Annotated in this window: 14 protein-coding genes and 1 tRNA gene; 7 read left to right on the forward strand and 8 right to left on the reverse strand. The window is 50.0% G+C overall.

The annotated features are described in order from the left end of the window. Positions 1 to 373: 373 nt before the first annotated feature. Together IXB28_RS12925 and IXB28_RS12930 are read right to left on the reverse strand one after the other, a co-directional pair. Positions 374 to 1,393, reverse strand: coding sequence for a cysteine hydrolase family protein (locus tag IXB28_RS12925; RefSeq protein WP_215619005.1), 1,020 nt, complete (start codon positions 1,391 to 1,393; stop codon positions 374 to 376). A 180-nt stretch (positions 1,394 to 1,573) separates the two neighbouring features. Then, on the reverse strand, positions 1,574 to 2,362 hold the full coding sequence (locus IXB28_RS12930; RefSeq protein ID WP_215619006.1) for an ADP-ribosylglycohydrolase family protein: 789 nt from the start codon (positions 2,360 to 2,362) through the stop codon (positions 1,574 to 1,576). An 80-nt stretch (positions 2,363 to 2,442) separates the two neighbouring features. Between IXB28_RS12930 and IXB28_RS12935 the strand changes: the two genes are divergently transcribed. Continuing rightward, complete coding sequence (locus IXB28_RS12935) at positions 2,443 to 3,135, forward strand: NUDIX hydrolase (RefSeq protein WP_215619007.1); 693 nt, start codon at positions 2,443 to 2,445, stop codon at positions 3,133 to 3,135. A gap of 6 nt (positions 3,136 to 3,141) precedes the next feature. On the opposite strand, the gene IXB28_RS12940 is transcribed toward IXB28_RS12935, so the two are convergent. The 3 genes from IXB28_RS12940 to IXB28_RS12950 form a co-directional block, all read right to left on the reverse strand. After that, the gene (locus tag IXB28_RS12940; protein ID WP_215619008.1) at positions 3,142 to 4,053 is read right to left on the reverse strand and encodes a helix-turn-helix domain-containing protein; all 912 of its coding nucleotides are present in this window, start codon (positions 4,051 to 4,053) and stop codon (positions 3,142 to 3,144) included. A 62-nt stretch (positions 4,054 to 4,115) separates the two neighbouring features. Then, on the reverse strand, positions 4,116 to 5,018 hold the full coding sequence (locus tag IXB28_RS12945; protein ID WP_246559768.1) for a hypothetical protein: 903 nt from the start codon (positions 5,016 to 5,018) through the stop codon (positions 4,116 to 4,118). A 426-nt stretch (positions 5,019 to 5,444) separates the two neighbouring features. Continuing rightward, positions 5,445 to 6,116, reverse strand: coding sequence for an Npun_F0813 family protein (locus IXB28_RS12950; protein ID WP_215619010.1), 672 nt, complete (start codon positions 6,114 to 6,116; stop codon positions 5,445 to 5,447). 347 nt (positions 6,117 to 6,463) lie between these two features. On the opposite strand from IXB28_RS12950, the gene IXB28_RS12955 reads away from it, so the two are divergent. Next, positions 6,464 to 6,536, forward strand: a tRNA-Arg gene (locus tag IXB28_RS12955). 27 nt (positions 6,537 to 6,563) lie between these two features. Here the strand turns inward: IXB28_RS12955 and IXB28_RS12960 are convergent. After that, the gene (locus IXB28_RS12960; RefSeq protein ID WP_215619011.1) at positions 6,564 to 6,791 is read right to left on the reverse strand and encodes a hypothetical protein; all 228 of its coding nucleotides are present in this window, start codon (positions 6,789 to 6,791) and stop codon (positions 6,564 to 6,566) included. A 348-nt stretch (positions 6,792 to 7,139) separates the two neighbouring features. Between IXB28_RS12960 and hpsE the strand changes: the two genes are divergently transcribed. Further along, entirely contained in the window at positions 7,140 to 8,186 is a 1,047-nt protein-coding gene (gene hpsE, locus IXB28_RS12965) for a hormogonium polysaccharide biosynthesis glycosyltransferase HpsE (RefSeq protein WP_215619012.1), read from the forward strand. A gap of 16 nt (positions 8,187 to 8,202) precedes the next feature. Here hpsE and IXB28_RS12970 read toward each other — a convergent pair whose 3' ends face one another. Continuing rightward, positions 8,203 to 8,775 carry a hypothetical protein gene (locus tag IXB28_RS12970; protein ID WP_215619013.1) on the reverse strand — a complete coding sequence of 191 codons (573 nt, stop codon included), beginning with the start codon at positions 8,773 to 8,775 and terminating at the stop codon, positions 8,203 to 8,205. 100 nt (positions 8,776 to 8,875) lie between these two features. Beyond that, positions 8,876 to 10,360: a signal recognition particle protein gene (gene ffh / locus IXB28_RS12975; protein ID WP_215619014.1), complete on the reverse strand. Its 1,485-nt coding sequence runs from the start codon at positions 10,358 to 10,360 to the stop codon at positions 8,876 to 8,878. 154 nt (positions 10,361 to 10,514) lie between these two features. Between ffh and IXB28_RS12980 the strand changes: the two genes are divergently transcribed. The 4 genes from IXB28_RS12980 (at position 10,515) to IXB28_RS12995 (ending at position 15,958) form a co-directional block, all read left to right on the forward strand. Next, on the forward strand, positions 10,515 to 11,483 hold the full coding sequence (locus IXB28_RS12980; protein WP_215619015.1) for a DNA-methyltransferase: 969 nt from the start codon (positions 10,515 to 10,517) through the stop codon (positions 11,481 to 11,483). 700 nt (positions 11,484 to 12,183) lie between these two features. Further along, the gene (locus IXB28_RS12985; protein ID WP_215619016.1) at positions 12,184 to 12,828 is read left to right on the forward strand and encodes a hypothetical protein; all 645 of its coding nucleotides are present in this window, start codon (positions 12,184 to 12,186) and stop codon (positions 12,826 to 12,828) included. Between the two features lie 285 nt (positions 12,829 to 13,113). Then, positions 13,114 to 14,751: a peptide chain release factor 3 gene (locus IXB28_RS12990; RefSeq protein WP_215619017.1), complete on the forward strand. Its 1,638-nt coding sequence runs from the start codon at positions 13,114 to 13,116 to the stop codon at positions 14,749 to 14,751. A 28-nt stretch (positions 14,752 to 14,779) separates the two neighbouring features. Then, positions 14,780 to 15,958, forward strand: a complete 1,179-nt coding sequence (locus IXB28_RS12995; RefSeq protein WP_215619018.1) for a cysteine desulfurase family protein — start codon at positions 14,780 to 14,782, stop codon at positions 15,956 to 15,958. Positions 15,959 to 16,008: the final 50 nt, after the last annotated feature.

A 16,008-nucleotide genomic window follows, 5' to 3' on the forward strand; every position in this document is an offset into this window, starting at 1 on the left:
AGACTTATTCAATAGATGACAGAATAATTAGAAATTTGCCACATTTTGATAAATAACTAAGCTCCGTAAACTGTCTTGAATCTGCCAAAAGGCGCATGAATTTACAGACTTGTTGTCGGCAAAGCATGACTAAGAAAATGCAGTCCCCTTTGGGAAAAGCCTTTACCACAATGATCTCAGCTAGCTACAAGAAAATTAAACCCGATTCTTTTCTTTAATCAAATTCGGCCACTTGTCTGAAATCCTCAAAGATTGAGTTCTACATAGTTAATAGTTTGTTACTCAATTAAGCTCGTATTTAAAGCCAACAGTTCATTCTTAAGAACCAGTAGATAATCAGTATTAAAAAACTATAAAATTCTGGCTTATAGTTTTAGGCTAATAACCAGTTTGAAATATCAGTTGTTGATTGAATAACGTGCATACCCGCGTCAGCAAACCGCTGGTATGCCTCATCAGCGGCGGCGGAAAAATCGACGACCTCAGGCACCACTACGGGAGAACTGCAATCTTCCAATAAGTAAATTTTTTGAGCTAGGCCCGCATCGATTTGTTGAATTTCACTGAGCAAGTCATCAATGGTCCACGCGACACAGTGACTTTTTGCCTGCCCTGCGATCGCAACCGCATCAAAGGTTAACAAGTGTTGAATCAGCGCCTGATTTTTCGTCGCCACCGATTGCCCGGCCCCATTATCCAAAACCTCTGGCCGCAGCACCGAGTAATTCTCAGTGAGCGGGTTGCTGCCCTTTAATTCAAACCGCGTCTGCGCCTGGCGGGCCAAATTATGAAAGAAACAAGCCTCCTCAAATGCGGAGACCAAACTATGGCCAATGCCCCCCAACATAGAATGGTAGGGCCACACCGTCAGAGGATATTTGCCATCTGCGCTCAGCCGTTTTACATAGTGCAGGGCAAACTCTTCTAGCTGCTCTAGCGGCATGCCCAGACTCGGCACAATGGCAGGATTTACGCGCCAGTGGCCAGCGCGCACCGCATCTAACTCCACCATGGTCATCGGAGCAGGCATGCGGCCCTCACCATCGACCCAAAACGCAGCATGAAAAATCTGCACGGCTTTATGGGTATCCATCGTCGGCACAATTTCGGTGATATGCCCCAGGTTGCGATACACGAATTCGCACAAACGTCGCGTATCGTCAACGGCACCATGGCCAGACGCGCCCCCCACAAATAGTTCAAACCCAGGAATACAAAACGTATTTTGCACATCAATGGCCAACAGACATAGCCTAGGGCTGTCTGCCACCGCCGGTTGAACGCCATGGCTTTGCGCCCAGGATTGGGCCTGGATGGCCCGCTGCTCATAGGGCACACGCCACACCTCCCCCACAGTGTCAGCGGTAAAGAACTCAGGAATTGGCAGGGCCATGGTGTGGGTCTCCAAAAATAATTAAGCCGTAGTTTTATGCATTCAGTAGGGGCATATGCGCCGCCAACAGTGAAGCCATAGTTTTATGCATTCAGTAGAGGCATGTGCGCCGCAAACAGTGAAGCCGTAGTTTATATACTCAGTAGAGGCATGGGCGCCGCCAACAGTGAAGCCATAGTTTTATGCATTCAGTAGGGGCATATGCGCCGCCTTAAACTGAACAATTAGGGTCTTGAGACGCTCATCTAGAATGCTCCAAACGCGATCGCTGATCGCCTCGGGCACCTCTCCATAGAAAGCCTCAGCAATACTCCCCGTAATACAGGTGAGCGTATCAGCATCGCCCCCCAGGGAAACGGCATTGCGAATGGCATCGGTAAAGCTGGTGGATTCGAGAAAGGCAGTGATGGCCTCGGGGACGGTCTGCTGACAAGACTCGTTAAAGGTATAGCCCGGGCGAATTTGGTTCAGGGTACGACTGAGATCGTAGCCAAACTGATGTTCCACATACTGCCTAATCGCCGGTTTTGACTGCCCCTGACGGGCAAGGAAAATAGCTGCCGCCGTCGCTTGAGCCCCCTTAACTCCCTCTGGGTGGTTGTGGGTCACGATCGCTGTTTGCTTCGCCGCTTGTAACACAGCCTCCAATGTTTGATGGGCATAGGCCACCGGACTCACCCGCATCGCCGCACCATTGCCCCAGCTGTTATAGGGTTCGCCCTGGGCAGCAGCGGCCCAACGCTGAAACCGAGCGCCATAGCCACCACATGGATTGGGATAAAACCGATAAAACCGCTTAAACGCATCACCATAGCCACCGCCGTGGAGTACTACATCAGCCACCGCCACCGTCAAAATAGTGTCATCGGTAAACGTGCTTTGATCTGTAAACAATGGAAAATCTTTGGTCTTGTGAGCGTCAAACTCATAAACAGAGCCAATGATGTCTCCTGCAATTGCACCGAGCATAGAACCAAAATAAAGAAAAACTTTGTGTATTTATTACACTAAGGTTATTTTGGTTATAGCGAATTAGCCTTAGATCGTCAATGGCCCATAGCTACGATTACCCTAGACCAGCAGTGACGGTTGACTGTGTGGTCTTTGGCCTCGGCAAAACCGATCAATTGCAAGTTTTATTGATTCAGCGCCAGCTCCCACCGTTTGTGGGGCAGTGGGCCTTGCCGGGTGGTTTTGTGCGGCCAGATGAAGCGTTGGAGCAGGCCGCTCGCCGCGAACTGGGTGAGGAAACGGGCGTAAAGGGCGTATTTCTGGAGCAGCTACAGGCCTATGGACAACCTCAGCGCGATCCGAGGGGACACACAATCACCGTGGCGTTCTATGCATTGGTAAATCTTTGGGACTATCAGGTGAAGGCGGCAACTGATGCCAAACAAGCGTGCTGGTGGGCCATTGGCCGCCAGCCAAACCTCGCCTTCGACCATGGGAAAATTATGCAGGATGCGATCGCAGCACTGCGCACCTCCATTCGCCACCGACCCATCGGATTTGAATTACTGCCCCAAAAGTTCACCCTAAGTCAGCTACAGCGCCTCTACGAAATTGTGCTAGATCGCCCCTTTGACAAGCGCAATTTTCGCAAAAAACTGCTCAAGCTCGACATCCTCATAGACTTAGACGAAAAGGAAACCAACGTTGCCCACCGAGCCGCCCAGCTCTACAAGTTCGACGATGTTAAATATAAACAGCTAGCCAAGACAGGCTTCAACTTCGATCTCTAATAATGGCTATCCCAACAGGGAATAAATATTGCCATCAATGAGCAAATGGGTGATGCCCTTCGCCTGGAGATAGGAAGACGTCTTCGTAATAATTTGGCCATCGGGCACTTTGATAATTCGCTGATTGCGCCGCGAAAACCGACGGGCCACCCGATGATTATCAAAGACCGGCAGCGTCAAAGCAGACTCTTGCTCTACCGGAATCGTGCCGAGCTCAGCAAACTCCTTGAGGGGATGGGTAATCAATTCTGACAGGCGATCGACGACCAAATAGCACGTGCGAGGAAATACGGCATCGGAGATCGGCATAATCTCCACCGAATTGCCCACCAGGGAAGACTCGTCGCCCCCTATGTCATCGCCATCGTCATCAAACTCATCGTCATCATCAAACTCCGCATCCAGATCATTATCGAGGTCTTCATCCTCAAGATCGTCATCGCCTAGATCATCGAGGTCATCTAGATCTTCATCATCCAACGACTTTTTCTTACGAAGAACGGGCTCAGTCAATAATTCTGTGGCCACCGCTGAAACGTCATCTGCATCTTTACCGCCACTGGGTTCCCCATCGGCTTCTGCCAATAGCTCTAGCTGCCCTGCATCTACAGCCTGAGTTTCCCCATCCGCAGACACCGCCCGAGAACGCTTTCTCGCACGGCGTATTGGTTTTGCCGGTGGCTCTGCCTGGGGCGAGTTTTCACTATCGGCGGCGGCAACTTTTTCCGACGGCGCAGAACGCTTTTGGGCGATCAGCGCCCGGTATTCATCCTCCGGCATCTGCATCTTTAAAATACGACTGACGGTGCTGGTACTCACGCCATAACGTGTGGCAATGGTAGAGGTGGTCTCCCCTGGTTGGCGATAAATCTCAACCACATCACGTTTATCAGCGTCAGACAATTTGCGCGGTGCCATACAACAACACCCTCAAGGGCAGGTAAAAACGTTTTTCTAGTATGCCAGGTTTAGGCCGAGTGTCATGCCCGACGACGTGATCCCCGGCGCGACCTTTTAGAAACGTTATATTCGATGGCCGCTCCAGCCGCAAAAAACAAGGCCGAGAAGGTCCAAAATACTTCCCATAGTGCACCTTCCGTATAGTTATCGCCAGAAGCAGCAAACGCCATATCAGCGATATATAAACAGAAGGTTGCGATCGCAATTAGTTTCCAAGATTGCGAAAAACGCCCCCCCCAGAACGCCACTAACAATGCCGCCGCAATCACCACAAGAAAGCAATCAGCAATCACGTACATAAGCACCACAGGATCAGAAAACTTCTCCAAAGCAGTATCCAAAGACTGGGCCCAAGCCGGCGCAGGTAACAGCCCTGCAACCACCTCTTCCGCCGCATCTTCAGACACAGGTGCCGCAATCGCCTCACCCTCCGCTGGCTCACTCGAAGGCACTTCAATCGGCTCTACCACTGATTCAGTTTCCGCCGGAGGCGCCGCTTGACTAATAACATCATACTCAGCCGCAATAGCCGGTTGTGCCCCTAGCTGAGCACTAGCTGATGGCAAACCATAGTTCAGCACACAGGCTAAAATCACCCCCACCGAACCAATGGCAAAAATCATGATCCATTGAGGAATCGTCAGATCAATACGTCGAGGCAATGCCGCCAACAACATACCGATGGCCATGGCAATGTAACTAATAAAATAAAAGCCATCACCCAAAGATACGGATGGGTCCAAGCCCCACACAGTGCCCCACAGGAAGAAGAACACATTGCCCGCCGCATAGGCCAACATAGCAAGGCCTAAAGCCAGCCATACGGTTCGACCACTGATAATCTGCGAACTTCCAGAATTACGAATACACAGATAGGACGCCAGCAAAAATGCAAAAATTTCTAAAAAAGTAATCGAGACCAAAAACCAACCTGGCCTAGCCGCTTCTCCGGGTGCAAGCGCACCAAATAGTAGAAAGAATAGTACGGAAAGTACGCCCCAACCGAGACATAGAACCAAGGTAGACTGCGAATTGGCTTGAAAAGCCTTGGAAGACTGCGTCAAAGCTCTACTCCCTAATGCAATAACACCGAAAATTATGCAGCATAGGCAATATTTAAACTGCTCAGCTGACCGTTGAGGGACGAAGTCCCCCTTAGAAGTCCATCACCCCATAGGATGATTCAACACCACAACTGGGAAACAAAGGACATACTCCTACGTCCTCATATCTACCAGGTAAATTTATCAAGTTCGATAAATATATAATTTACGCAAACGCAGCATACCCACAAAGTACGCCAAAAGCCACGGTTTGCAAAAAAAAGCAATGCCTACGGTAGAGTCAAGCTACTGCCAAAGTTGGCCGCTAGATAACTCCTTAAGCCACTTTAGAAATGCATCTCGCTCCGTGGGCGACAGTTCATCTAGAGCTTCTAACGCCCGGTCAGTAAAATTAGAACGGCCAAAATAGCTTCTGCCAATACGATGTAGTTCCTTAAATATCGTATTGAGATGGCTCGTCTGCCACGGTGGCAACGATGCTGAAAATGGATCTAGTTTAAGTATCCCCGTTACAGATTCCGCCGAGCCCAAGTCAGGCAAATGTAGTTGGGCACCTACCGCCGCCAAATCTCCCTCAAAACGTTTAGCCTGCTTACCTCCCATCAAATCAGCCACATCTTCATACATCGCCTGAATAATCAAAATACCGGCTTTCACAAAGATGGCACTGACACCATTCACAGCAGTCTGTACAGGTTGAGCCCCCTTAGAAGATTGCTCTAAATTAATTTTGCCCCAAACACTAAATCGCTCTGGCTCTTCGAGGAGAACACAGGCTTTACCACGATTGTCAGTTAAATCTCGCCACAGGGTATGCGCTTCTTCCTCTTGAGCAGCATTAAAAACACTCAGCAGACGAAATGTCTGCCCTTGATAGGACAAGATCGGAATCTTTTGTTCTTTAGACGGATGCTGAAAGCTACCGATTTCTACATCCTGACGCTTTAAGATGAACATGGTGTCGCTGATAAATGCTAACCCAAAGGGTTTGATGCTACTGACTTGAGCGAGTAAACCATTAGTCAGACGATGGGCATTTGCTGACTTCTAAGTAAATCCAACCTAACTCACTACGATAGTAGAAAACCGTTGACTAAAACCATCACGTGCCTCAGCGTACCCAGTTCCGTACGCCGCACCGACAGTCGCCGTTTTGAGGGCTTCATGAATATGAGAGATTGCGCACAACCTCACTGAACCGATAAGCTTAGTTTGAAACTATGATCAGAATGGTGATAATTAAATCACTATCTTTAGGTGAATGCCTATTAAGAAAGTTGAGTCGCCACTGACTCAATAGGTAAGGACCCTTAGCTCAGTGGATAGAGCAACCGCCTTCTAAGCGGTCGGTCACTGGTTCGAATCCAGTAGGGTCCGTTTTATTGTCAAAGCAGTATCCAATAGCTAGCTGTTTTCTTTAGGTGGGCTAATGATCGCCTGCTCTTCCAAAAGTTTCAGCATGGTAATGAGAGTTTCTATCTTGGCCCCCTTATAGCGTTTGCGCTCGCGCTGCTCCAGCGCCTGTTTACTCACGCCCAGGGCATTGGCCGCATCAGTCATGGTGGGAAAAACTAGCTTCCTCGCAGCAATCAGTCTTTCCGGTAGGTTTTCTAGCCAGTCAGATGCTTTCATGGTGACGTCAACCTATAGTTTGGCAAATCAATATAGCTAATCCAATTTAGGCTGTCAACGGGGATCGCCTAGCAGCAAGGGATACAGCAGTTATGTTGCGACTACCCAGAGAAAGTCTTGACCATGGCCAAACGCGGGCTCTACAGCAGATGTGCTCAAGCTTCGTAAATTTTCAGGATACTGAATGGCGTCAAAATCCGTAAAAATTCTGACTGTTCCGTGAATTTTCCAGATCAGCCCTGTCGTTGTAAATCCCCATTCTCCTAGGGGGAATGCTGAAAACAGCGTCAGCCAGGCAAGCTTAGAAAAGAACGCTATAACATCACCATTTTCCTAGGTTTTATCGCCATGATTAGCGTATTAGAACATGTCGATCGTCTTGTTAGTTTAAGACATGTATTTAGTCGCCTTTTTCCTAATAAGGTCGGTTTGGATTTTTCAGTAGCGATTCCCACCTACAACGGAGGAAGTCGTTTGCCCATGGTGCTTGAGTGCCTACGCTGGCAGCTAAATGCCCACGAACTGAGTTGGGAAGTCATCGTAGTTGATAACAACAGCACCGATAACACAGCGGAGATCGTCCACAAATATCAAAAACAGTGGAATCAGCAGATCCCTTTGCGCTATGCATTTGAAGCAAAGCAAGGAGCTGCCTACGCTCGTCAAAAAGCGATTCAAATTGCCACCAGTCCTCTGATTGGCTTTCTAGATGACGACACGTTACCGGATATGACCTGGTTGGTGGCTGCGTATCGCTTTGCCGAAAACTATCCTAAAGCGGGCGTGATCGCCAGTCGTATCCGAGGAAATTTCGAAACTGAGCCGCCTGAAAATTTTGAGCGCATTGCTGCACTTCTGGCGTTAACAGAACGAGGCTCTGCCCCCATGATGTATGACCCAAGCCAGAAAGTGATCCCCCCCTCAGCAGGGATGGTCGTTAGGCGTCAGGTATGGTTGGATAACGTTCCTAAAGAACTGGTGCTGACCGGTCGCACTGCCAAAAGCATGCTAACTGGGGAAGATACCGAATCTATTCTTCATATCCAACGAGCTGGCTGGGAAATCTGGTACAACCCCCACATGCGCCTACAACATCAAATTCCTGCGGCTCGATTAACTCGCCAATATCTGAAAAAGCTTTGTCGCGGGATTGGTCTGAGTCGTTACCGGACTCGCATGCTGAGCTGCAATCCATGGCAACGAGCCCCTATGCTTGTGCTCTATACCATCAACGATGTACGCAAAATTCTGCTCCACTGCCTCCGCTATCGCCAGGCAGTTTGGAACGATGATGTGGCCGCTTGCGAACTCACACTCTACACGGCCAGCCTGGCCAGCCCATTTTTCATGGCCCGTCGCCATCTCAATCAACGCTTTCACAAAAGCGGAGCATAGCTGGCCTAGCCCAACTTCACCGTTGCAAATAGGCTTGCAAACGATCCACATCCTCTGGCAAAACAACATTGAATTTACCAATGGCAGGGGCACCGCTATCATCGGCCGTAATCTCTAGCCAGTAGGCATAAAGATTGCCTAAACGCACATCTCCCTCGGTGGAGAATGGCGCAATGCCATAGCTATTGAGACGCTCGGCTCGACGATAATCGGCATAAATATCCGCCCCATAAATCGTTCGTAGCGATTCTTCTAATCGTTCTAGGGTGACGGGTTCATCATAATCAACCAGAATAAACTCCTCACGACGAACAACGTTGATATTGGCACGCTGATTGGGCCAAACGCCGTTGCCACCGGAGGCTTGAAACCCGCCAATGGGAAACACACTCGCTTGAAATGTAAAGCGACGCGACGGCACATCTACTCGATGAACCCGCAGGCCTTCCTGGCGATCTGCCTGTAACGTAGGATGGCCCTGCATCCAGGTTTTGGCATCATCCACAGACTGCCCTGGCAATGCGTAGCTTGGGCCACATAGCAAACACCACGGCAAGCCTAAACTAAACGCCAATCGCTTCAGTCCCATATGCTTTCCCATACATTTAGTCGATAGCCACAACTTCAACTTATGTTGATTAGCGTGCCCAGTCCAGCCCAATCCGTATACGTTTGATTCTGCAGAGCGATTAAAGGGTGCCAAACCCTTTCTTTTTTTTATTCTTTTTCTTATTCTTTTTCGAACCTGTGTTGTAACCACGAAATCCTGGACGGGGACCACCGCCACCCATACCGGGCATGCCGCCCATTCCGGGCATGCCGCCCATTCCGGGAAAACCACCCATTCCTGGCATGCCGCCCATACCTGGCATGCCGCCTTGTCCCATTTGCTGCATCATGGAACGCATTTTCTGAAAATCGCTGACTAATTTACTGACATCTTTATCGCCATAGCCGGCACCTCTGGCAATCCGACGACGGCGACTGGGGGAATTGGCCAACAGATCAGGATCTTCTCGTTCCTGCTTCGTCATGGAGCTAATCATGGCTTCACAACGGCGCAGCTGTTTTTCTCCCTGCTGTAGCTGATCGGCCGATAGCTTGTTGGACATACCGGGAATCAGTTTCATGATGCCGGTTAATGACCCCATATTTTTCATTAGCCGGGTCTGCTTCAGGAAGTCGTTGAAATCAAACCGAGCTTCTAAGATTTTGGCCTGTAGCTGTTCGGCATCGGCAATGTCGACTTCTTCTTGGGCTTTTTCTACCAGGGTGAGCACATCGCCCATGCCCAAAATGCGGGAGGCCATGCGGTCAGGATAGAAGGGCTGTAGGGCTTCTACCTTTTCGCCGACGCCGATAAACTTAATGGGCTTGCCAGAGATTTGACGAATTGAGAGGGCGGCACCACCACGGGCGTCGCCATCCATTTTGGTGAGGATGGCACCGGTGATGCCAATCTGGTCATGAAATGTCTGGGTTAATGTGGCCGCTTCTTGGCCAGTCATGGCATCCACCACCAACAAAACTTCGTTGGGGGAGATGGCCGTTTTAACATTTTCCAACTCGACCATCATGTCCTGGTCAATCTGCAATCGACCAGCAGTATCCACGATGACCGTGTCAATGCCATCTGCTTTAGCCTTAGCAATACCGGCTTTAGCAATATCAACGGGATTGGCGTCGGTGCCCATTTCGAACACCGGCACATCAATTTGCTTACCTAGGGTAATTAGCTGATCTACCGCTGCTGGACGATAAACGTCGGTGGCCACCAGCATGGCAGAACGTTCTTGTTTGCGCAGATGGAGGGCTAATTTAGCAGATGCTGTGGTTTTACCGGTACCTTGTAAACCAGCCATCAGCACAACAGTTGGCTTACTATCGGCATCTGCCAATGGCTCATTGGCATCCCCCATTAGGGCCACTAACTCGTCGTAGACAATTTTGATAAATTGCTGATCGGGGGCAACGCCGGCAACGACCTCGGCCCCTTGGGCTTTTTCTTGCACATCGGCAACAAAATCTTTGACGACGTTTAAGCTGACATCAGCTTCTAGCAACGCACGTCTAACTTCCCGAAGCGCCTCTTTAATATTGGCATCAGAGATTTTATCTTGGCCGCGCAGGGTTTTCCAGGCGGATTCAAATCGTTCTGAAAGGGCTTCAAACATGGGGAGAAGGAAATCAATTAACCGAGGTATTGTTCCATACTAATCGCTTTACCTACGTCTACCGAACATCTGTCCAGATTCGATTTGGATCGGATTCCACCCCATGGAACCGTAATTGGCTTGCTATGCTGCTGTAGATGTACGTGGCAGACGGATGGACGGTGACAAGCAACGAGCACCGAATAATCGCACCCTAGTGCTGAATGATGACGATCGTCAGACCTATGGCAGACAGTTAGTTCATCTAGATGCACCGGCCTCACATCAGGCGATGCAAAATATTACGCTCTGCCAGGACACGTTTGTTGCATTGCCACTTTTGCCGGACCATTTTGTGGATTTATTGGTGGTTGATCCGCCCTATAACCGATCTAAGGTGTTCAATCAGTCAACGTTTAACCGGCGCTCCCCGGAGGCCTATGCCAGCTGGCTAGATGGTTGGCTATCCCAAACCATTCGACTGCTACGGCCTAATGCATCTGCCTATATATGCTGCGACTGGCAATCGTCGCCGATGGTGTACAGCGTTTTTGCAAAGTATTTTACGATTCGCAGCCGGATTACGTGGGAGCGTGAAAAGGGGCGGGGATCAAAACATAATTGGAAGAATTCGTCGGAAGATATTTGGTTTGGCACGTTATCGGATGACTATTGGTTTGATGTGGATGCGGTCAAGTTAAAACGTCGAGTCATTGCTCCATATCGCGATCGCAACGGCAACCCCAAAGACTGGCAAACCACCGACAGCGGCAAATTCCGCATCACCCACCCATCTAACCTATGGACCGACATCTCCATCCCCTTCTGGTCCATGCCCGAAAACACTGACCACCCCACCCAGAAACCCGAAAAACTAATTGCCAAAATCATCCTAGCCAGCAGTCGTCCCCAAGACTTAGTGTTCGATCCGTTTCTAGGCTCTGGAACAACGTCAGTGGTCGCCAAAAAGCTAAATCGCCGCTACCTCGGCATTGAACTAGACAAAGATTACGCCTGCATCGCAGAAAAACGCCTTGCCTTAGCGGACACCGATCCCAACATTCAAGGCTATGCAGGCGGATACTTCTGGGAGCGCAATAGTCTCACATCTCAACAACAGGCCCGGCGCCAACAAAAAACGTAGCGATGGCTTGGCTTCGGGGCAAAATCGCCCCCAGCACCGTTAGCCCCAAAACAGCCCCACCCTGGAAATATAGTGCCGACTATTCCCTGGAATCATCAGCCCCAGTTGCATTAACTTTGTTCAACAACAAAAAAGATTGATGTATTCGTTCCATTTTCCGTAAGAATAGGGTTGTTCCTGGACAGTCATTAACTTTTCTAAAAACTGGCCCACGGTAACTGCAGGTTCCATTGCGGTTAGCTCATAATAGGAACAACTAATTCAGTACAAATATCCGTAGATATCAGGATTGTCGCAACAACAAGATTGTGAACTGTCAATTGAGTAATCTCCGTAAATCAAGCTCAATTGTTGGGTTGTCTATCAAACGTTAGTAGCTCTTCTGGAATCAGCGGCATCTGTACAGGGGATGCTGTCTAGGCTCGGTAGGTTTTCACCCAGAGCCATGAAATTCCACAGCATGTGCCGACATCGAGAGCCCTTCTTTCGAAATGCTTAAGGAAACCGACCCTAAAGTTTACGGCTTTGGCTGGTTTCGTTAGTAGTTTGAAGTAGCGGCTGGGTCTGGCAGTTCAGTGACTCATCGATATCCCAGTCTAAGCAAGGGATTCGGATAATTCAATCAAGCTTTTTGGCAATGGTTCATTGCCAGGGCAACCCATATATCACAACAGTTCTAAGGAGGGTATTGGAAGCAGCTATGGGCGCATCTAAGTTCAAGCGAATCGGTAAACAGGGGCTTTTAATCTTTACGCTCGTTTCCCTCATTGGTGGTCTAAAAGCTGCCAGTAACTTTGCCAATGTTGCTGATGCTGTGGTGCCTGCCCCCTCATCCGAGAACCCAGCCTCCCCACAGTCTGAGCTGGAGTATTTAGTCTGTAGTGAAGCCGCTGACTGGCAACGCCCCACGACAGAACAGCAACAAAAACAACTCACCACCGATGCACGCTATGGCGAGTTGGTAAACGATAAAGAATTTCAAGCATTTGCCCAGAACTTTTGGCACCACGATGCCTTGAGTTTTACGACCTATGGTCTCAGTGCCCGGATGGAGCCCGTTAATCTATCGGGTTTGTGGTCAGTGGCTGATGATGTATGGCATCGCTGCTATAGCGAAAACGAAGGTAACGCCATCAATGCAGGTGATTTGGCTGAAACTTGGCTGATGAATTACCAAGTTGTTGATCTGCAGTGGCAAGACGATCACTACGCGATGGTGGTCGAACCCAAGGCTCGCGGCATGCAAGTGGTACAGTTTGCCCGTCAAGAAAACGTAGCCGATTTACCTCTTACCATTACCACTCGGCAAGGAGACGTGGTTGAGCACTATGGCGCAGATTGGTAGTGCTGAGCTGAGTTAGCATCGTGCAGCACCATGACCGAGTGCTGTGGTTGGGCAGACCCGTTAACCAGCAACACTCAGGAGCTGTTAAGAAACGACTTCACGGCTTAGTTTGGAAAGGCTGATTAAGCCATGATTTCAAGTGACAAGGCCATGATTTTAATTTTTAACAAACCCTAAATGCATTTGGTGCATAGCTCACCCTATCGTCACCGAACAGTACAATAGGGGTTACTCCAGCGTTTTGTCTGGAGCTCGTGCCATGCGCATTGACCATTCAACAGCTCCATGACCACCACCCTATCGTCTTCAGCAAATCTTGATGCCGCCGTTGAGCAGCGTCGTAATTTTGCGATTATCTCCCACCCGGACGCGGGTAAAACCACCCTGACAGAAAAACTACTGCTCTATGGAGGTGCCATTCATGAAGCAGGTTCTGTCAAAGCACGTCGTGCCCAACGCCATGCGGTTTCTGACTGGATGGAACTAGAGCAACAGCGGGGCATTTCCATTACCTCGACGGTGCTGCAGTTTACCTACAACGACTATCGGATCAATCTGCTGGACACACCGGGTCACCAAGACTTTAGTGAAGACACCTATCGCACCTTAGCAGCGGCGGATAATGCCGTCATGCTAGAAGATGCAGCCAAGGGATTGGAACCCCAGACCCGCAAGCTGTTTGAAGTGTGTAAAATGCGGGGGCTGCCGATTTTCACCTTCTTTAATAAGTTAGACCGGCCTGGCCAGGAACCGCTGGCCCTATTAGATGAAATTGAAAAAGAGCTAGAGCTATTTACCTATGCGGTGAACTGGCCGATTGGCATGGGAGATCGGTTTAAGGGGGTGTTTGATCGCCAGAAAAAACAAGTGCACCTATTTGAGCGGTCAGCCCATGGTAGTAAGGCCGCTGAGGATACGGTCTTGGAATGGGGCGATCCCCGCATTGAAGAACTGATCAATGACGATGAGGTGTACGGTCAGTTTCTAGAAGAACTAGAAATGCTCGATGAGCTAGGACCGGAACTAGAGCTGGACCTAGTCCACAGTGGTGAAATGACGCCGGTGTTCTTTGGTAGCGCCATGACCAATTTTGGGGTGGAGCTATTTTTAGAGTCATTTTTGGACTTTGCCCTCAAGCCCTGCCCTAGGGAAAGTACAGTGGGGATGGTGCCCCCCACCCGAGAAGACTTTTCGGGGTTTGTATTCAAACTCCAGGCCAACATGGACCCCCGCCATCGCGATCGCGTCGCCTTTGTGCGCATTTGCTCGGGCAAGTTCGAAAAAGACATGGTGGTAAACCATGCCCGGTCTGGCAAGAACGTGCGTCTGTCCCATCCACAAAAGTTGTTTGGGCAAGGGCGTGAATCGTTAGATGCCGCCTATCCAGGCGATGTGATTGGTCTCAATAACCCAGGGGTGTTTGCCATTGGCGACACTATTTACCAGGGCAAAAAGCTGGAATACGAAGGCATTCCGTTTTTCTCCCCTGAGTTGTTTGCCTATCTAAAGAACCCCAACCCTTCTAAATTCAAGCAGTTTCGCAAGGGCGTAACAGAATTGCGCGAAGAAGGGGCGGTACAGATTATGTACTCCGCCGATGAATCTAAGCGCGATCCGATCTTGGCCGCCGTGGGGCAGCTACAGTTTGAAGTGGTACAGTTTCGTCTGCGCAACGAGTACAACGTTGACACCAGGCTAGAAATGTTGCCCTACGGCGTCGCTCGCTGGGTGACCGGTGGCTGGGACGCCTTAAAGGATGCAGGTCGTTTATTTAATACGGTTACGGTGAAGGATAGTTATGGCCGTCCGGTGCTGCTATTCCGCAATGAGTGGAACTGTCAGCAAGTGGAAGGGGAACATCCTAAACTGGCATTGAGTAAAACCGCTCCGGTGGTATCTGGCAAGGAACCCGACGAGATCTAGGGCCATAGGCGCAGGGAATAGGGCAATTATGCAAATCTATTTAGACTACAGCGCTACAACACCGACACGCCCAGAAGCGATCGCAACCATGGAGTCTGCGATGAAAGCCACCTGGGGTAATCCATCCAGTTTGCACGACTGGGGCAGTCGGTCGGCCACCACCTTAGAAATTGCCCGGATGCAGGTGGCGGATCTAATGGATGCTGCGGCCAATGGCATCGTATTTACCGCCAGCGGGTCCGAAGCCAACAACCTGGCCATCATGGGGGTGGCGCAGCAATATCGTAAGCCGCGCCACATTATTACCTCGGCGGTGGAACATTCAGCCGTGCTTAAACCGTTAGAACGGTTAGGGCAGCTGGGGTGGGACATCACCTATTTGCCAGTGGACTGTTACGGTCGGGTGAGTCCAACAGATTTAGCCGCGGCCCTGCGGGAAGACACGGTACTTGTCTCGGTGATTTATGGCCAAAGCGAAGTGGGCACGGTGCAACCCATTGCCGACCTGGCTAAGGTGATCGGGCAGAGCCCGTGGCAGCCACTGTTTCATTGCGATGCCGTGCAAGGGGCAGGTCGATTGCCCCTTGACGTGCGGCAATTGGGGGTAGATTTACTGTCCATCTCTAGCCATAAGATCTATGGCCCCCAGGGGGCTGGAGCCCTATATATCAAGCCTAAAACTGAATTATTACCCTTAATTAATGGGGGTGGTCAGGAAAATCAGATGCGTTCTGGCACCCAGGCGGTACCCATCATTGCTGGGTTTGGGATAGCGGCCGAACTCGCTAAACAAGAACTGATAGCAGAATCCCAGCGATTAATGGGACTGCGCGATCGCTTAATTGAACAACTACAACACCATCCTGACCTGGTGCTGACTGGGCATCCCCAACAGCGGCTGCCCCACCATGTCAGTTTCTATTTACCCCATGCCGATGGACATCAGGTATCGGGTAAAACACTGGTACGTCAGCTAAACCTAGCGGGGATCGGCATTAGTGCAGGTTCAGCCTGCCACAGCGGCAAGCTTACCCCCAGCCCTATCCTAAAAGCCATGGGTTTTAGCGATGCTGCCGCAAAAACAGGCATTCGCTTAACCCTAGGACATCAGACCACGCAAGCCGATGTGGATTGGGCTGCCATGGTCTTAAAACAGATTATTGACCGAGTAATGGAAAGCCAACGGACCACGGCAGGAGTCGCATAACGTATTCCATCGTGATGGCCAGCTAATAAAATTCTTTACCCTAGAATTGA

This window comes from Leptothoe kymatousa TAU-MAC 1615 (genome assembly GCF_018739865.1).
Classification (GTDB): Bacteria; Cyanobacteriota; Cyanobacteriia; order Phormidesmidales; family Phormidesmidaceae; genus Leptothoe; species Leptothoe kymatousa.